Source organism: Tritonibacter litoralis (assembly GCF_009496005.1).
Taxonomy (GTDB): domain Bacteria; phylum Pseudomonadota; class Alphaproteobacteria; order Rhodobacterales; family Rhodobacteraceae; genus Epibacterium; species Epibacterium litoralis.
Genome location: NZ_WIBF01000006.1, coordinates 67,606 through 85,278, shown reverse-complemented (window position 1 = coordinate 85,278; position 17,673 = coordinate 67,606). Strand labels below are relative to the sequence as shown.

General features: G+C 60.7%; 13 protein-coding genes. 4 read left to right on the top strand and 9 right to left on the bottom strand.

All coding sequences use genetic code 11. The annotated features are described in order from the left end of the window. Nucleotides 1-34 precede the first annotated feature (34 nt). The 6 genes from GFB49_RS11270 to xdhA form a co-directional block, all read right to left on the bottom strand. On the bottom strand, nucleotides 35-955 hold the full coding sequence (locus GFB49_RS11270) for an ABC transporter permease (protein WP_153215975.1): 921 nt from the start codon (nucleotides 953-955) through the stop codon (nucleotides 35-37). Further along, nucleotides 955-2,037, bottom strand: a complete 1,083-nt coding sequence (locus GFB49_RS11265; RefSeq protein ID WP_153215974.1) for an ABC transporter permease — start codon at nucleotides 2,035-2,037, stop codon at nucleotides 955-957. The genes GFB49_RS11270 and GFB49_RS11265 overlap by 1 nt, the downstream gene beginning before the upstream one ends. Before the next feature lie 105 nt (nucleotides 2,038-2,142). Next, complete coding sequence (locus GFB49_RS11260; protein WP_343032548.1) at nucleotides 2,143-3,660, bottom strand: ABC transporter ATP-binding protein; 1,518 nt, start codon at nucleotides 3,658-3,660, stop codon at nucleotides 2,143-2,145. Further along, nucleotides 3,657-4,622 carry a xanthine dehydrogenase accessory protein XdhC gene (gene xdhC / locus GFB49_RS11255; protein WP_153215973.1) on the bottom strand — a complete coding sequence of 322 codons (966 nt, stop codon included), beginning with the start codon at nucleotides 4,620-4,622 and terminating at the stop codon, nucleotides 3,657-3,659. Before xdhC ends, GFB49_RS11260 begins: the two co-directional genes overlap by 4 nt. Continuing rightward, nucleotides 4,619-7,015, bottom strand: coding sequence for a xanthine dehydrogenase molybdopterin binding subunit (gene xdhB, locus GFB49_RS11250; protein WP_153215972.1), 2,397 nt, complete (start codon nucleotides 7,013-7,015; stop codon nucleotides 4,619-4,621). Before xdhB ends, xdhC begins: the two co-directional genes overlap by 4 nt. Further along, nucleotides 7,012-8,445, bottom strand: coding sequence for a xanthine dehydrogenase small subunit (gene xdhA / locus GFB49_RS11245; protein ID WP_153215971.1), 1,434 nt, complete (start codon nucleotides 8,443-8,445; stop codon nucleotides 7,012-7,014). The genes xdhB and xdhA overlap by 4 nt, the downstream gene beginning before the upstream one ends. A gap of 371 nt (nucleotides 8,446-8,816) precedes the next feature. Here xdhA and dnaE point away from each other — a divergent pair, with 371 nt between their 5' ends. Further along, nucleotides 8,817-12,314, top strand: coding sequence for a DNA polymerase III subunit alpha (gene dnaE / locus GFB49_RS11240; protein ID WP_153215970.1), 3,498 nt, complete (start codon nucleotides 8,817-8,819; stop codon nucleotides 12,312-12,314). 156 nt (nucleotides 12,315-12,470) lie between these two features. Here the strand turns inward: dnaE and GFB49_RS11235 are convergent, their stop codons facing one another. Both GFB49_RS11235 and GFB49_RS11230 read right to left on the bottom strand, forming a co-directional pair. Beyond that, entirely contained in the window at nucleotides 12,471-13,100 is a 630-nt protein-coding gene (locus GFB49_RS11235; protein WP_153215969.1) for a hypothetical protein, read from the bottom strand. Between the two features lie 150 nt (nucleotides 13,101-13,250). Next, a complete protein-coding gene (locus GFB49_RS11230) occupies nucleotides 13,251-13,445 on the bottom strand; it encodes a SlyX family protein (RefSeq protein WP_343032552.1) in 195 nt (64 codons plus the stop codon). Nucleotides 13,446-13,796: 351 nt separating this feature from the next. On the opposite strand from GFB49_RS11230, the gene GFB49_RS11225 reads away from it, so the two are divergent. From GFB49_RS11225 to GFB49_RS11215, 3 genes are all read left to right on the top strand, one after another. Further along, entirely contained in the window at nucleotides 13,797-14,564 is a 768-nt protein-coding gene (locus tag GFB49_RS11225; RefSeq protein ID WP_153215967.1) for a GntR family transcriptional regulator, read from the top strand. 177 nt (nucleotides 14,565-14,741) lie between these two features. Then, nucleotides 14,742-15,377, top strand: a complete 636-nt coding sequence (locus tag GFB49_RS11220) for a cytochrome d ubiquinol oxidase subunit II (RefSeq protein WP_194269324.1) — start codon at nucleotides 14,742-14,744, stop codon at nucleotides 15,375-15,377. Between the two features lie 91 nt (nucleotides 15,378-15,468). Then, nucleotides 15,469-16,365, top strand: coding sequence for a DMT family transporter (locus GFB49_RS11215; RefSeq protein WP_153215965.1), 897 nt, complete (start codon nucleotides 15,469-15,471; stop codon nucleotides 16,363-16,365). Nucleotides 16,366-16,429: 64 nt separating this feature from the next. Here the strand turns inward: GFB49_RS11215 and GFB49_RS11210 are convergent, their stop codons facing one another. Beyond that, entirely contained in the window at nucleotides 16,430-17,542 is a 1,113-nt protein-coding gene (locus GFB49_RS11210; RefSeq protein WP_153215964.1) for a CobW family GTP-binding protein, read from the bottom strand. Nucleotides 17,543-17,673 lie beyond the last annotated feature (131 nt).

Sequence of the window (17,673 nt, the reverse complement as noted above, 5' to 3'; positions counted from 1 at the left end):
CCGGTCCAGGCGTTAGGTCCACGCCGCGGCTCTTTTACCGTGACGCGTGAAAGATACGGCCAAGCGCAGCAGGCGCGCTGCTTTTGTCCGCAGACAGAATGACAAGCACCACGATGGTGATCAGATAGGGTGACATTGCCAGATACTCGACCGGGATGGCAACGCCAGCTGCCTGCAGATTAAGCTGCACCACGGTGACACCGCCAAAAAGATAGGCACCCAGCAAGGCCCGCCAGGGTTTCCAGCTGGCAAAGACCACCAGCGCCAGCGCAATCCAGCCCACGCCCGCGGTCATGCCTTCGGTCCATTGGGGCACGCGAATGAGGCTGATATAGGCCCCGCCCAGACCCGCACAGGCCCCCCCAAAGAGGATCGCCAGAATGCGGATGCGCACCACTTTGTACCCCAAAGCATGGGCCGCATCATGGTTTTCCCCCACCGCCCGCAGGATCAACCCGGCGCGGGTGTACTTCAAAACCGCCCAGGTCGCGGCCACCAACGCAATTCCGAAATAGACCATCAGATCATGGTTAAACAGGATTGGACCCACCACCGGCAGATCAGACAACACCGGGATGTCGACCTTACCCGTCGCCGGGGGTTTTACGCCCACATAGGTCTGCCCCATCAAAGCCGAAAGCCCAAGCCCAAACAACGTCAGCGCCAGCCCCGAGGCCACCTGATTGGCCAGGGCAAACTGCGTCAGCACCACAAACAGACAGGACAAAAGCGCGCCCGCAAAAGCCGCCGCGACAAACCCCACCGCAGGTGATCCGCTTTCCACCGTGGCGGCAAAGCCGGCAATGGCGCCGGTGATCATCATGCCCTCAACACCCAGGTTCAAAACGCCCGATTTTTCCACCACCAATTCGCCAATGGCCGCCAGCAGAACCGGCGTTGCAGCCACCATCAAAAAGGCGATCAACTGGACCGGGTTGATTGCAGAAAGATCCATCACGCCACCTCGCTGGCACCCAGACGGATGCGGAAATTGGTCAATACGTCAAAGGCCAGAAGGAAGAACAACAACATGCCTTGAAACACTTGGATTGCGGCGGACGGAAGCCCCAGATTGGACTGGGCGATATCGCCGCCAATGTAAGTCAGCGCCATCAACGCGCCGGCGAGCAGAATTCCGACGGGATGCAACCGGCCGAGGAACGCCACGATGATCGCGGTAAACCCATAGCCTACGTTGAAATCAATGCTGACCACACCGGCAGGGCCTGACACCTCAAACAGGCCGGCAAGGCCAGCCAAAGCGCCCGAAACCCCCATGCAGAACAGCACCAACCGGGTTGGCGACACCCCGGCAAACCGGGCCGCACGCGGCGCATCCCCCGTCAGACGGATGTGAAACCCGGTCATATGACGGTTGAGCAGCACATAGGCAAAGATCACCGCAATCAGCGCCGCCGCAGCCCCCCAATGCAGACCCGATCCCGCGATCAGATCGCCATTATGGGCGCTGGCATATTGCTGCAGGTTGCGGCTGCCCGGAAACCCGTATCCTTCGGGGTTTTTCAACAATCCCAAGGACATCGACGCCAACAGCTGTTCCGCCACATAGACCAGCATCAAGGACACCAGAATCTCATTTGTGCCAAACCGCGTCTTCAACACCGCCGGGATCATCGCCCAGGCCCAGCCTCCCAAAGCCCCGGCCAGAACCATCAGCGGGAAGATCACGACGCTCTCCATCGGATAAAACGCAAGCCCCACGCCCGCACCCGTGAGCGCGCCAATAATATACTGCCCTTCGGCGCCAATGTTCCAGATCCCCGCCTTGAACCCCAAGGACAGGCCAATCGCGATCAGAACCAAAGGCGCGCCTTTCACCACCAGCTGCGGGCGGTAATAAAAGGAAAACTCGCCAAACAGCGGCTCCCAGAAAATGGTGCGGATCGCCTCCACCGGGTCTTTGCCAAGGGCTGCAAACAACAAGCCCCCGGCTATCATCGTGGCCAAGACCGCCACCACCGGCGTGGCCATCGACCAGGCGCGCGACGGTTCGGCGCGTTTCTCAAGTCTCACCATCACGCCGCTCCCAACATCTGCGCCTCTGGTCCGGGCGCGCTTTCATCTTTTCCCAAATACTTCCGCCGGAGGCTCCCCAAAGCCGCCTCTTGGCGCCAACAGAGGTTACACATGCGCAACCTCCATCCCATGCGCCCCGCCCATCATTAGGCCGATCTCATCCACACTCAGGCCTTCGGCACTGCGCGGCGCGCTCAACCGCCCTTCGTTCAGGGCCGCAAAATTATCCGAGATCTCCATCAGCTCATCCAGATCCTGACTGATACAGATCACCGCAGCCCCTTTGGCGGCCAGATCCAGCAGCGCCTGCCGGATCGCGGCGGCCGCAGCGGCATCCACACCCCAGGTCGGCTGGTTCACCACCAGCACATCCGGGTCCTGTAACACCTCGCGGCCAATGACAAATTTCTGCAGATTGCCACCCGAAAGCGACCGTGCGGCGTTTTCCGTGCCGGGGGTGCGCACGTCAAAGGCCTCAATCACCTGTTGGGCAAAGCGCCGCGTGGCGCCCCAGTTGATCATGCCCCCCTGCGCCAGACCTTCGCGAACCGAGCCGGTCAACAGCGCGTTTTCCGTCAGGCTCATATCTGGTGCCGCCGCATGGCCCAACCGCTCTTCGGGCGCAGCCAGCACCCCCAGCTTGCGGCGTCTGATTGGGTTCAGATGGCCAATGGCCTCCCCATGTAACAGCACCTCACCCGGGGCGCACAGCACTTCGCCAGAGAGAACCGACAACAGCTCATCCTGCCCATTGCCCGCCACACCACCAATGCCCAGGATCTCGCCCTGATGCACGGTCAGGGTCACATCTTTCAGCGCGGTTCCAAAGGCCGAGGGCGCAGCAACCGACAGCCCTTTGATCGACAGCGCCACAGGCCCCAGCGCGCGCCCCGATCGTTCCGGGGTTTTCAGCGCGGTGCCCACCATCATCTCCGCCATGTCACGTGCCGAGGTGTCGCGGGGCACACATTCGCCCACATTCTTGCCCAGCCGCAGGATGGTTGCGTGATCACATAAGGCACGGATCTCTTCCAGCTTGTGCGAGATATAAAGGATCGATGTCCCCTCGGACTTCAGCTTGCGCAGGGTCTCAAACAGGATCTCAACCTCTTGGGGCGTCAGCACGGATGTGGGCTCGTCCATGATCAACAGCTTGGGATCCTGCAAAAGACAGCGAATGATTTCAACCCGTTGGCGTTCCCCCGCCGACAGGCCACCCACGGTGCGATAGGGATCCAGCGGCAGGCCATAGGTTTCCGAGACCGCGCGAATGCGGGCCGCCAGATCGCGCATCGGTGGCGGGTTTTCCATCCCAAGCGCAATGTTTTCCGCAACATTCAACGCATCAAACAGGGAGAAATGCTGAAACACCATGGCAATCCCATCGGCCCGTGCGGCGCGCGGCTCAGCCGGCGCATAGGGCGTGCCGTTCAGCACCATCTCACCGCTGTCGGGCTTCACCAGACCATAGATCATCTTGACCAGCGTCGATTTCCCCGCGCCGTTTTCCCCCAACAAGGCATGGACCTCGCCCACGCCAATATCAAAGGAGACCTGATCATTGGCCACCACTCCGGGATAGGCCTTGGTCAGGCCCTTCAGGCTCAGCAATACGTCACTCACGCGCGTCTGTCCTCTCTGTTCCCCTGCCGGATGTGATCCGGTCTTTGTTGGTCCTGCGCCGCCCGGCGCAGCATGTCAGCCGTGACGCCAATGGCGATCATCTGCGGATGCTTGCCCAGGCCTGGGTCGCCAATGGGGCAGGTGAGCCGGTCGATACGGGCGGCGCTGTGCCCCATCTCTGCCAGACGGCGGCGGAAGCGCGCCCATTTGGTGGCCGATCCGATCACCCCTGCAAAGGCAAACCCATGTGCAAGCAAAGCGTTGCATAGCGCCAGATCCAGCGCATGGGAATAGGTCAGGACCAGGTGTTGGGCATTTTGCGGCGCATGGGGCACCAACACCAGCGGATCTGCGGTGGGCACCGCGGTGACACGCTCGGGGATCTTGGCCGGGAACCGGTTCGCGGCTGTGTCCACCCAGGTGATGTCCAGATCGGGCAGCGGCTGCATCACATCTACCATGGCGCGCCCCACATGACCTGCGCCCCAGATCCAGACTGGGGTTTCAGGGCGCAAAACAGGCTCCACCAGCCAGCCGTCAACCAGCTGGGCCGCAGGACGTTCCCCCTGTCCCCGTGCATCTGCCAGCAGACGGCTCACACGCAGGGGCATATCGCCGGGTGCTTCAACCGGGCGGGCGATGACCTCTGTGTCCAACGCCGCCAGCCGCGCCGCATCATAGACCTCGCTCACCAGGGTCAACGCGCCACCGCAGCATTGCCCCAGATCCGGTCCCAGGGCCCGGCGGATCACCGCGGTTGGGGCGCGCTGCTTGCGGGCGGACGCGGCCAGTTCATATTCCAATGCGCCGCCGCCAATGGTGCCGGATTGCCCCGTCTCCCAAACCAGCATCGCCGCGCCTACCTCGCGCGGGGAAGAGCCCCGGATCGCAGCAATCACCACGCGCGTCACGCGCCCATGGTCCGCCACCGCCCGACGCAATGCATCCAGATCAAAACTCATACCGCACCTGTCACACGGGTGATGGCGCGCCAGACCTCTTCGGGCGTGGCCGGCGCATCCAGTGCCGGATAGCGCCCATCGCCAAAGGCCGCCACCGCATCGCTCAAGCCCAGATAGGCTGAGATCCCCAGCATAAACGGCGGCTCCCCCACCGCTTTGGAGCGGTAAATGGTATCTTCGCGGTTCTGCCCATCCCAAAGCGCCACATTAAACACCTCAGGTGCATCAGATGCGGCGGGGATCTTATAGGTCGATGGCGCATGGGTGCGCAGACGGCCCCTGTCATCCCAGACCAGTTCCTCGGTCGTGAGCCAGCCCGCACCCTGCACGTATCCGCCCTCCACCTGACCGATGTCCAACGCCGGATTAAGCGACGCCCCGGCATCATGCAAAATGTCCGCCCGCAGGATCCGGTATTCGCCGGTCAGGCGATCCACCACCACCTCACTCAGCGCCGCGCCATAGGCAAAATAGAAAAACGGCCGTCCCTCGCCTTTGATCCGGTCCCATTCCAAACTGGGCGTTTTATAAAACCCAGTGGCCGACAGGCTGACGCGTGCGGTGTAACAGCGCATGGCCGCCTCAGCAAAGCTCATCTCCTCGCCTGCGACCTGCACATGCCCGCCCTCAAACACCACTGTCGCAGCGCTCACCTGATGTTCGGCCGCCAGATGTGCGGCCATACGGTCGCGAATGCTGTCACAGGCGGCCTTGACCGCCATGCCATTCAGATCCGACCCGGAAGAGGCCGCAGTGGCGGATGTATTGGGCACTTTGCCGGTGTCGGTTGCGGTGATCTTGATCGCGTCCAAGGGCACGCCAAAACGATGCGCGGCCACCTGCGCCACCTTCTGAAACAGCCCCTGGCCCATTTCGGTGCCACCATGGTTCAGATGGATCGACCCATCCTGATAGACATGCACCAAAGCGCCCGCCTGATTCAGATGCGTGAGCGTGAAGGAAATGCCAAATTTCACCGGTGAAAAGCCAAGCCCGCGCCGCAGATGGGATTGCCCCGCATTCCAGTCCGCAATCTCGGCCCTGCGCCGCCCATAATCGGCCGAGGTCAACAAACGCTCGGTGATCCCGTTCAGCTCAAAATCCCGCACCTCCATCCCATAGGGCGTGAGCCGGCCTTTCATCTTTTCCGAAATACTCCGGGGGGAGGCCGCAGGCCGGGGGGCAGAGCCCCCCTCCATCGAATCTGAGGCAGCACCCGCCTTCTCGGTTTCCATGTCCGCGCCGCTATCGGGGTCCAGATAATAATTCCTGCGGCGCAAAATCACCGGATCCAGACCCAGATCATGCGCCACATGATCCATCACCCGCTCAATGGCCAACATGCCCTGTGGGCCGCCAAAGCCGCGATAGGCGGTGGCGCTTTGCAGGTTGGTTTTCAACCGGTGCGAGGTGACGCGGAAATGTTCCAGCCAATAGGCATTGTCACTGTGCAGCATGGCGCGATCCGCCACCGGCAGCGACAGATCCATCGCCCAGCCGCAATTGACCAGATGAGTGAAATCCACCGCCATCACCCGGCCGCTGTCATCAAATCCCACATCATAAGTCACCGAAAACGCATGGCGTTTGCCGGTGATCACCATGTCATCATCGCGGTCATACCGCATCTTGCAGGCGCGTCCCGTCAGCCCCGCCGCCACCGCGCAGGCCACCGCCAGCGCATTGCCCTGGCTTTCCTTGCCGCCAAAACCACCGCCCATACGGCGGGTTTTAACCCGAACGCTGTGCATCGGCAAACCAATGGCCTCGGCCACTTTGTGCTGGATCTCGGTCGGGTGCTGGGTGGAGGAATGCACATGCATGCCGCCATCTTCCTGGGGCAGCGCCAATGCGGCCTGACCTTCCAGATAGAAATGCTCCTGCCCGCCAATGTCAAACGTGCCGGTCAGGCGGCGCGGGGCCTTGGCCAGTGCCATGTCCGCATCCCCACGGGACCAGATCCGGGGGCCATCCTCAAAACGGCTGTTGGCCGCCAGCGCCGCCTCAACCGTCAACAGGGCAGGCTTTTCCGCATAGGCAACCTGCGCAAGGCGCGCCGCCACCCGTGCGGCACGGTGGGAGGTGGCGACCACCAGAAACAGCGGCTGGCCCAGATAATGCACGGATCCCGTGGCCAGCAAAGGTTCGTCATGAGCCGAGGGGCTTACGTCATTGGCGAAGGGGAGGTCACAGGCTTCAAGCACCGCCACAACGTCGGGGGCGGCCCGCACCGGGTCCAGGTCCAGCGCGGTGATGTCCCCATGGGCTACGGTGGACAGGCCAAAGGCCAGATGCAAACAATCGCGCGGGGTGGGGATGTCATCCACATAGCGCGCAGCCCCCGTCACATGCAGTTTCGCCGCATCGTGGGGCAAAGGTTTTGCAACGCTCATGGGTGCACCTCCAGAACCGAGGTGGAGTGACCTGGTTTTGGCGGGTTCGACAGATCCGCAAAAGCACGCTCCAGCATGTTTTGCGCCGTGGCCAGACGATACTCAGATGAGGCGCGCATGTCCGAGAGCGGCGCAAAATCCTGGGCAAAGGCGGGTTTGGCCGCTTGGATACTGGCCTGAGACCAGGGCTGTCCGATCAGGGCCTGTTCCACATGGGCGGCGCGTTTGGGGATCCCCGCCATGCCGCCAAAGGCAATGCGCGCGTCGGTGATTATCTGGTCCTGCACCGTGATGTTAAAGGCGCCCAAGACGGCAGAGATATCCTGATCAAACCGTTTCGACAGTTTGTAGACGCGCAAGGAATCAGCCTGTTTGGGAACCGTGATGGTTTCAACAAATTCTCCGGGCGCGCGGTCCTGTTTGCCGTAGTCGAGGAAGAAATCCTGCAACGGAATCTGACGCCGCCGGTCACCGTGGCGCAGGGTAAGGGTCGCGCCGAGGGCGATCAGCGGCGGTGGGCTGTCTCCGATAGGGGAGCCATTGGCGATATTGCCCCCCAAAGTGGCGGCATTCCTAACCTGCTGGCTGGCAAAGCGGCGCAGCATTTCCCCAAGCGAGGGGTAATGGGGCTCAAGGGCTTTGCGGGTGCGGTTCAGGTCAACCATCGCCCCAAAGGTGAATGCGCTGTCTGTTTCCGAAATCTGTTTCAGATCGGCGCAGCCCTCCAGAAAGATCACCGGGTCCAGGTCGCGCAGGGATTTGGTGACCCAGAGCCCCACATCGGTGGCCCCGGCAATCAGCGTGGCATCGGGCTGTTTGGCATAGGCTGCAGCCAGGTCATCGGCGCTGGTTGGGTGGTTGAGCGAGGGCGCCGGTTTGATTGAGGGGGGCGCTGCCCCCCGGTCTTCGACCTCCCCCCGAAGTATTTCGGAAAAGATGAAAGGGGTGGCGGTGAGATGGGGCGGGACAGGCGCGTCTTCGCAGGCTTTGGCGGCGCGCAGGATTGGCGCGTAGCCAGTGCAGCGACAGAGGTTGCCCGCCAATTGGTCCGCATGGTCGGTGTCGCCATTGGTGTGGGCGGTGGCCATCGACATGACAAAGCCCGGTGTGCAGAAGCCACATTGGCTGCCGTGATGGGTGATCATCGCCTGTTGCACCGGATGCAACGTGCCATCGGGGGCGGCGAGCCCTTCGACGGTGGTGATGGATTTGCCATGAAGTTGCGGCAGGAAAAGGATGCAGGCATTGAGCGCCTGGGTGGTGGTGCCATCCTGCACCATCACGGTGCAGGCGCCGCAATCGCCTTCGTTGCAGCCTTCTTTGGTGCCGGTGAGGCCGCGGGTCTCGCGGAGGAAATCAAGTAAAGTGGTGGTGGAGGAGGGAGGCTCCACCTGGATTTCTTCACCGTTCAAGAGAAAGGTGAGCGTCATTTGGTCTACCCGTCGCCTTACCCCTTTGTGCCCTGACCTGCCGTGGAAAATGCGGCGGGGTCGTGCCGGGCCTTCGATGCGACGTAGAAGGTGGCGGGCGTTTTAAAACGTGCTGGCCTTAGCCTAGGGACAGGGGGCGCAAAGAGGCAACAAAAACTTCACATTTTGGGCCAGTCTGTGAGGTGGAAACGGGCAGGAGATGCCCAGGTGCCAAAGGGTTCGTCTTTTAAAGCAGGAGGTTGCGGGGGTGCCTGGGTTTAAGACTTTCAAACAATAATTGATAATTATGCCTTATTTTTCACCATTACGGCAAAGGGCTGTGGATGAAAACCCGCTTGGTTGTCGGGGGTGGGTTGGGATAGGTCTGGGGTATGACTGCTCCTCGATTCATTCACCTGCGCACCCATACCGAATACTCCCTGCTGGAAGGGGCTGTGCGGCTGAAGAAGCTGCCCGACCTGTGTAAAGCCAACAATATGCCCGCCATTGCGGTGACGGATACCAATGCGATGTTTTCCGCGTTAGAGTTTTCCGTCACCCTGTCCGGCGCTGGCATTCAACCCATTGTGGGCTGTCAGGTGGATCTGACGTTTGAGGCCGCAGAGCCCGGCGGTAAGCCCAAACTGCCCGCGCCGGTTGTTCTTTTGGCCCAGAACGAAGAAGGGTATGAGGGGCTGATGCGGCTGTCCTCCTGCCTGTATGTGGATGGGGACGGTCAGCTGCCGCAGGTCACGCTGGAGGAGCTGGAGGCCAATGCGCCGGGGCTGATCTGTCTGACCGGCGGACCCTTGGGGCCGGTGGGGATGTTGTTGCAACAGGGCAAACGGCCTGAGGCCGAGGCATTGATGCTGCGGCTGAAGGCGATGTTCCCGGATCGCCTCTATGTGGAGTTGCAGCGCCATCCGGGCGAGGACGGCCAGCCCGAGGCGGAGCGTCTGACGGAACGCCCGATGATCGAGATGGCCTATGCAATGGAGCTGCCCTTGGTGGCGACCAATGACGTCTATTTCCCAAAGTCTGAGATGTATGAGGCCCATGATGCGCTGATTTGCATCGCCGAAGGGGCCTATGTCGACCAGATGGAGGGGCGTCGCCGCCTGACGCCGCAGCATTATTTCAAAAGCCCCGAAGAGATGATCACGCTGTTTGCGGATCTGCCCGAGGCGATTGAAAACACGGTGGAAATTGCGCAGCGCTGTGCGTTCATGGCCTATCGCCGTGATCCCATCCTGCCGAAATTTGCCGATGATGAGGTGGCAGAGCTGCGCCGCATCGCCAATGAAGGCCTGCAGAAGCGACTGGCGGTGATCCCCCATGCGGTCACGGTCGAAGAATATCAGGAACGGCTTGATTTCGAGCTGGGTATTATTGAGAGCATGGGATTCCCTGGCTATTTCCTGATTGTTGCGGATTTTATCCAATGGGGCAAGGATCAGGGTATTCCGGTGGGGCCAGGCCGGGGGTCTGGTGCGGGCTCGCTGGTGGCCTATGCGCTGACGATCACCGATTTGGATCCGCTGCGTTATTCCCTGCTGTTTGAACGGTTTTTGAACCCGGAGCGGGTCTCGATGCCGGACTTTGACATCGACTTTTGCATGGATCGCCGGGAAGAGGTGATCCGCTATGTGCAGCAGAAATATGGCCGCGACAAGGTGGGGCAGATCATCACCTTTGGTGCGCTGTTGTCCAAGGCGGCGGTGCGCGACATTGGCCGGGTGTTGCAGATGCCCTTTGGCCAGGTGGATCGCCTGTCCAAGATGATCCCGGTTGAGGGCGTGAAACCCGTTTCCATCGAAAAGGCGCTGGTGGATGAACCGCGGCTGAAGGAAGAAGCGCGGTCAGAACCGGTGGTGGATCGCTTGCTGACCTATGGCCAGCAGGTCGAAGGGCTGCTCAGGAATGCCTCCACCCACGCGGCGGGTGTGGTAATCGGTGACAGGCCCCTGGATGCGCTGGTGCCGCTGTACCAAGACCCGCGATCCGATATGCCCGCGACCCAGTTCAATATGAAATGGGTGGAACAGGCGGGGCTGGTCAAGTTTGACTTTCTGGGTCTGAAAACCCTGACTGTCATTCAGAACGCGGTGAACCTGATCCGCCAGTCGGGGCGCGATCTGCATGTGGCGGCCGATGGGCGCCAGCTTTATGATCCGCCCGAAGGTGCGGTGAATGAGATCAACGCCATTCCGCTGGATGACAAGGTCACCTATGACCTTTATTCCGCTGCCAAAACCGTCGCTGTGTTCCAGGTGGAATCCACGGGTATGATGGATGCGCTGAAGCGCATGAAGCCGACCTGTATCGAAGACATCGTGGCGCTGGTGGCGCTCTATCGTCCGGGCCCGATGGAAAACATTCCAGTCTATTGTGAGGTTAAAAACGGCCTGCGCAAGATCCAGTCGGTGCATCCGCTGATTGACCATATTCTGGAGGAAACCCAGGGCATCATCGTCTATCAGGAACAGGTGATGCAGATTGCCCAGGTGATGGCGGGCTATTCCCTGGGGGGCGCGGACCTGCTGCGTCGGGCGATGGGTAAGAAGATCAAAGAGGCGATGGACGCCGAGCGGCCCAAGTTCGAAAAAGGCGCGGCCGAAAACGGAGTTCCGGCCAAGAAAGCGTCCGAGGTCTTTGACCTTCTGGAGAAATTCGCGAACTACGGCTTTAACAAATCCCACGCAGCCGCCTATGCGGTGGTCAGCTATCAGACCGGCTGGCTGAAGGCGAACCACCCGGTTGAGTTTATGGCCGGTGTCATGAACTGCGATATCCATCTGACGGAAAAGCTGGCGATCTATTTTGAAGAGGTCAAAAAGGGGCTGGGGCTGCCCTATGTGCCCCCTTGCGTGAACCGGTCACTGGCGACGTTTAACGTTGTGAAGGGTGAGCTGGTCTATGCGCTGGGCGCACTTAAAAACGTGGGCGTTGAGGCGATGAACCTGATTGTGGAGGGCAGGGGGGATAAACCCTTTGCCACGCTTTATGATCTGGCGCGCCGGGTGGATCTGAAAAAGGTCGGCAAACGCCCGCTTGAAATGCTGGCGCGCGCGGGGGCTTTTGATCAGCTGGACAAGAACCGTCGGCGGGTGTTTGACAGTTTGGAAGGGCTGGTGAATTACTCTGCCGCCATTCAGGAACAGAAGAATTCAAACCAGGTGTCGCTGTTTGGTGAGGCGGGTGACGACCTGCCCGAACCGCGCATGGCCGGGGTGCCGGATTGGCTGCCTGCGGAACGTCTGTCCGAAGAGTTTCGCGCCATCGGCTTTTATCTCTCGGGCCATCCACTGGATGACTATATGCCCGCGCTGAAACGCAAGGATGTGCTGACACTGGATGAGGTCACGGCCAAGGCCGAGCGCGGGCCCTTTATGGCAAAGATGGCTGGGGTGGTGGCGGGACGCCAGGAACGCAAATCCGCCCGCGGCAACCGTTTCGCCTTTGCGCAATTGTCCGATCCCTCGGGCGCATTTGAAGTCACGCTGTTTTCGGAGGTTCTGGAGAAAAGCCGCGAGTTTCTGGACACTGGCTCCAAGGTTGTGATCACGGCCGAAGCCACGATGGAAAGCGACCAGCTCAAGCTGTTGGTGCGCTCGGTTGGCCCCGTCGACAGCGCCATTGCCGATGCGGGACGGTCGTCATTGCGGGTGTACCTCGACAGCGCAAGCGCCGTACAGACGGTGGCAACCGTGCTGGAAGACGCCAAGAAAGCCGCCCGAAACGCCAGCCCGGGTGAGATCTATGTCTATCTCCAGGATCCAACCCTGCCCGGAGATGTAGAGCTGGAATTGGGTCAGATGTTTCCCATCAACCCCCAGATCAAAGGTGCGCTCAAATCACTGGATGGGGTGATGGATGTCGAAGAGATCTAGGGGCTTTGCCCCTCTTGGCTGCGCCAATTCACCCCAAAGTATTTAGGAAAAGATGAAAGCCGTCCTTGGCGCGGCGCCCTTTCATCTTTTTGAAAATACTTCGGAGCGCGAGGCAGAGCCTCGCAAAAAAATGGCCGGAAGGCGCACAGAGCAATTCTAAGCGCTTTTGGGCACCGGCATGCGGGCGATGTCTTTGCCAAGTTGGATGGCGGATTTCACCTCGCGTTTGATGGGTTTCCAGATCTTACGCATCAGCTGTTTGATCTTGTTCAACGCGCCCATCACCTGGGTGACATCGGCGATCCATCCAAGGACCAGCTTCAGGATGCCGCGGAACTGGGCAAGGATGGCCAGGGCGCGGTCGAGGGGCGCGATTTGGTCCCATAGTTGGTTGACCCAGGCAAAGATCTTGCGAAAGAGGACCACAAAATTGCGGAGTTTGGTTTTCAGAACTCGGATGAGTTTAGCGCGATCTGCCTCAAGCTTGCGCTTGAAACCGGTTAGAATGTGTTTGCCGATGGTCCAGAGCTGCCTGAGTCCGGTGGCAAGGTTGTCGATCAGGTTCAGCACAAAGCGACCCGTGGTGATCAGGCTGTCCACCGCGGCTTTGCCGACGGTCTGGGCCAATTTTTTGGCCGCTGAGATCACGTTTTTCAGGAAACTGCACAGCGGGGCCACGCTGGCGGATATGCGTTTCCAAAGCTTCTTGTAGTAGAACTCAACTTGCCGATGCAGGGTGGTCAGCTGGTTTTCAACCGGTGTCATCGGATCATTTATCGGCGCCATCCTGGCCCCTCCCTTCTTGTACTCTTTAACCAAACACGCGCAAAAGAAACGCTGCTGAGAGTCTGCCGCAAGGGCGGTCTGGGGATCAAGGGTCGATAGACGGATGCTGTCGCTGTGCCCGGTTTTGTGACAGGGATGGAGCCAGCCGGGTTAGTAATGGGGCGGGCGTTCGTCTCCAAAGACTACGCCGCCGCCGCCGTCCGCCTCGCGGCCGGCTTCGCGTTCCATCAACATTTGCACCCGTCGGTTCAGGCGGTCAATGTCGTCTTGTTGCCGGGTCAGAATATCGCTCATGTCATCGATGGTACGGGTCAGATGGGCGATTTTCTCTTCAAGATGCTGTATATTTTTATTCATGGGACCGGGTGCTCGCAATTTGCGCAATCTGCGGTAACTACGGGGAGATTTTGCAAAATTTGCCCCTTGTGCGGCGTGCGTTTTGAGGATTTAACTCTCGCAAAGGGAGAGTGTTTTCATAAAAGGTTTGTGTCGCAATAGGCTACACCATATGATCTCGCGCGACCATTAAGAACTGACTGCCAGTTACGCTAAACTCGTATGGCGACAGTTCGCCGATGGGAAGTAAAGAGTTCTGAGATAACACATCTATGATATGTTGGACGCTGAAGTGTTCTGGGTTCGAGTCTATGATGTTACTGAAAGAACGTATGCTGGAATAGGCAGGGAGACCGTTTTATGGGCGGACAGTTAGCGATAAAACGGACAGCAGATGCCGTAACGTCAATCAATCGGCCACAGTATGTACGGATGGCGGATACCTTGACGGAACGCATTCGCAGCGGATTTTATCCGCTGGATAGTTTCTTGCCAACAGAGGCGGAGCTGTGTCTTGAGTTTGCGACCAGCCGCCACACCGTACGCGAGGCTTTGCGGTTGCTGATCGGCGCCGGGTTGATCGCGCGGCGGCAGGGGTCCGGAAGCCGGGTGCTGAGCCGCACCGAAGAGACCTCATATGTGCATTCGATCTCTTCCTTTACCGAAATCCTACGCGAAGTTCAGGAAGCGCGGTTTACCGCATCGGTGATCGCCGAAGTGGATGCAGCGGATTTTAGCTGCCCGTTTATGAACCTGTCGGAGGCCGGCACGTGGCTGCGGGTCACGGGGGTGCGCAGCGATGCCAAAACCGGCGAGGCGATTTGCCATTCGATGATGTTCCTGGACGCCTCTTTGCGCCACATCGTTGAAGCCGCACCGGAGGGCAGCGACCTGTGTCACCTGCTGAGCGAAGCGGTGGCTGATCAGGTCCATGAGGTGCATCAGGAAATCACCGTGGCACCGGTGCCGCAGGAAGCGGCCTCTGCGGTTGGTCTGGAACCGGGCGCGTTGACCGTGAAATTCTTGCGGCGCTGCACCAATTCATCCGGTGAGATGCTGGTGGGGTCGGCCAATTTTTACCCGATCGATCGCTTCTCTTATCGGATGAGCCTGCAACGGGGCGAATAAGCCCTGCCGCACGGGCCCACATCAACAACATGACGCGGCTGCCGGTTTTTGCGGCGGCCGTTTCTTTTTGCGCGGGGCATTCTGTCGCGCGGTGGGCTGCCACATAAACCTGGTCACAGACCCGTGCGACCCTGAGCATGGGTGGACAAGTGGTGATGGCGAGGGTCTGGAATGGATATGCCGGTGATATGGGCGGTCGTGGTGGGCCTGCTGATGACTGGGCATCTTGTGGTGGGCGGCGTTGATCTGGGGGTCGGGCTGTTGTTGCCGACTGCACGACGCCTGCGGGACCGGGCGGGCATGTTGGCGGCGGTTCCGCAGGGCTGGCGCGGGCCAAGCCTGATCCTGGGTGCGGCGGCGCTGTTGGTCTGGGCGCTGGCGTCCGAACAATTCATGCACATCTGGCCTGCCCTTGCGCTGCCGGTTCTGGGCATGGCGGCGGCTTTGGCCTTGCGGACCTGGGCGGTGCTGCACAGCTGGAGCCAGACCCGTTGGGGCGGTGCCTGGGGCACGGCGTTTTGCCTGGGGTCCATGGCGGCCGGGTTTTGTCAGGGCGTGGTGCTGGGCACTGTGATTGCGGTTCTGGGCCAAGCGGACAACGGTGCGCAAAGCGATTGGATGTGCAGCGTAACCCCTTTGGCTGGGGTTGTGGGGGTCACCATGGTGGTGGCCGAAGGTTTTCTGGCGGCGCTTTGGCTGTGGCGCACAACCACCGGAGATTTGCAGCAGCGTATGCGGTATTTTGCGGGCGGGCTTGGGCTGGGCGCCTTGGCGCTGACCGGGATGCTGGCGGTGTTGCTGCGCGGGACCTGACCTCTGGCCCGAAGAAGCGTTTTGACTTCTGTCGCCAAGGGCTGCACAACCTCCGGGTGGCGCAAATGCGCCCTGGGGGAGGACAGTTATGATGACCAGCGCAACCGCAGCTGCGGCCTTGCGGCGCGACAATCTGATCGGCAGCCTGTGGATGGTGCTGGCGATGCTGGGGTTCGCGATTGAGGATTCCCTGTTCAAAGCTGCATCCACCCAACTGCCGGTGGCGCAGGTTCTGTTTCTGGTGGGGCTCGCGGGTATCGCAGGTTTTGCAGCCATTGCGCAGCTGCGCGGGGACCGCGTGTTCAGCAGGGACACCCGCGCGCGGCCGATGCAGATCCGGATGGGGTTTGAGGTCTTTGGCCGGCTGTTTTACGTGCTGGCGCTGGCGGTTGCGCCCCTGTCTGCGGCGACGGTAATCTTGCAGGCGACGCCGGTTGTGGTGGTGGCTGCTGCCGCGCTGGTCTTTGGCGAACGGGTGGGACCGCGGCGCATTGCGGCCATTGCCATTGGATTTCTGGGCGTTCTGGTGGTTTTGCAACCCGGAGCCGACAGTTTCCAGTGGAGCGCGGTTCTGGCAGTTTGCGGCATGCTGGGCTTTGCCGGGCGGGATCTGGCAAGCCGCGCCGCGCCCAAGAGCCTGAGCCCGGCGGTTCTGGGGGTCTATGGCTATGTGGCCATTATGGTTGCGGGTCTGCTTTTTGGGATTTGGAGCGGCGCGGCCTGGCTGTGGCCCGATGCGGCGGCGCTTGGCATTTTGGCGATGACAGTGGCCGTTGGGGCTCTGGCTTATGTGTCGCTGATGAAGGCCATGCGCACCGGCGAAGTCTCGGCCGTGACGCCGTTTCGATACTCCCGTCTGCTGATTGGCATTGGCATCGGGGTTCTGTGGTTTGACGAAGCCCTGCGACCCAGCATGTTGATGGGCTCGGCGCTGATCTTATGCGCTGGGTTTTTGTTGCTGTGGAGCGGACGGGTTCAGAACCGGTAAGTGCCGCAACCGGGCCTGGGCGCCAAAACCCGACCCCTGCGCCAAGGGGGCGATCACGGGAGCATCACTCCCAATTGGCCCCTTCCGTCTTTTTCCAGCCGGGAAACAGGGGCTTGGATTTTTCCACAGCCTCGGCCCGCAGCATGTCGAGGCTGCGTTCCAGCTGGGCCTCTGTCATGTCGCGGGCAATCACCACCACGCGGGTGGTGGTATCGCCTTCGGGCCAGTTCTTGAGCGGCACAGGTGGTTCAAACAGATGCTGGACGCCGTGGAATACAAAGGGGGTGTCGATCCCTTTGAGGAAGACAATGCCTTTGACCCGCAAGAGGTTGCGGCCTTTGACGGCCACCAAAGTTTCCAGCCAGCGGTCAAACACCGCATCCTCCAGCGGCGCGTCCAACGTGATAGAGGCCGAGGCGATCCGCGCGTCATGGGCGGAAAACCCGTGCTGGACCGGTGCGGATTTGGTCAGGCCTGAGAGATTGGCAAATGGATCTGCCGCAGGTGCTGGGCTGGGCGCACGGGTCATCCAAGCCAGCGCCGTGTCGGCATCCGCCCCCCGCCGGATCGCCGAGAGCCCCCACAACACCGTCGGGTCGGCAACGGCGGCGCTGACCTCAAGAATCTGAGCGGTGGGATTAAGCCCTTCGATCCGCTGGCGCAGGGCGTCGACCTCGGGCTGCGCGGCCAGATCGGTTTTGGTCATCAGGATCAGATCGGCGGTTGCCGCCTGTGAGACAGCTTCGAACTGGTCATCGAGCGTCTTTTGCCCGTTGACCGCATCCACCAGCGTCACCACCCCGTCCATTACCGCCACCCGCGACAGGTAGTGATCGCCCAGAATCAGCTGCCGGATTGGAGCCGGGTCGGCCAGGCCTGTGGTTTCAATCACCACACGGTCGAAATCCAGCTCTCCATAGGCGCGCCGCCGGATCAGGTCCATCAAGGTCTGGGACAGCTCGCCACTGATGGAACAGCAGATACAGCCCGAGGACAGGAGCACCACCTCTTCATCCGAGGTCTCGATCAGGTCGTGGTCCAGCCCCACTTCGCCAAATTCATTGACGACAACGGCGATCTTTTCATCCGTGGTGGACAGAACCCGGTTCAAAAGCGTGGATTTTCCGGCCCCCAGAAACCCGGTGAGCAGCGTGATAGGCAAGCGGTTGTCGGCCATGGGAGTCCTGTTCCTGCGCAAGAAGAGTCCTCTGGCCTCATATGTTACAGAGTAACAAGGGTCAAGGTCGGGGGCACTGAAACCAAACCAGCCGCACCCAAAGGTGCGGCTGGCTGTAACGTCCGGGGTCA

Bases quoted from the DNA above. Each gene is read 5' to 3' on its own strand.
- GFB49_RS11220 (WP_194269324.1), top strand. From the start codon at position 14,742: ATGCCGGTGATATGGGCGGTCGTGGTGGGCCTGCTGATGACTGGGCAT.
- dnaE (WP_153215970.1), top strand. From the start codon at position 8,817: ATGACTGCTCCTCGATTCATTCACCTGCGCACCCATACCGAATACTCC.
- GFB49_RS11235 (WP_153215969.1), bottom strand. From the start codon at position 13,100: ATGGCGCCGATAAATGATCCGATGACACCGGTTGAAAACCAGCTGACC.
- GFB49_RS11210 (WP_153215964.1), bottom strand. From the start codon at position 17,542: ATGGCCGACAACCGCTTGCCTATCACGCTGCTCACCGGGTTTCTGGGG.
- xdhC (WP_153215973.1), bottom strand. From the start codon at position 4,622: ATGAGTTTTGATCTGGATGCATTGCGTCGGGCGGTGGCGGACCATGGG.
- xdhB (WP_153215972.1), bottom strand. From the start codon at position 7,015: ATGAGCGTTGCAAAACCTTTGCCCCACGATGCGGCGAAACTGCATGTG.
- GFB49_RS11215 (WP_153215965.1), top strand. From the start codon at position 15,469: ATGACCAGCGCAACCGCAGCTGCGGCCTTGCGGCGCGACAATCTGATC.
- xdhA (WP_153215971.1), bottom strand. From the start codon at position 8,445: ATGACGCTCACCTTTCTCTTGAACGGTGAAGAAATCCAGGTGGAGCCT.
- GFB49_RS11225 (WP_153215967.1), top strand. From the start codon at position 13,797: ATGGGCGGACAGTTAGCGATAAAACGGACAGCAGATGCCGTAACGTCA.
- GFB49_RS11265 (WP_153215974.1), bottom strand. From the start codon at position 2,037: ATGGTGAGACTTGAGAAACGCGCCGAACCGTCGCGCGCCTGGTCGATG.
- GFB49_RS11270 (WP_153215975.1), bottom strand. From the start codon at position 955: ATGGATCTTTCTGCAATCAACCCGGTCCAGTTGATCGCCTTTTTGATG.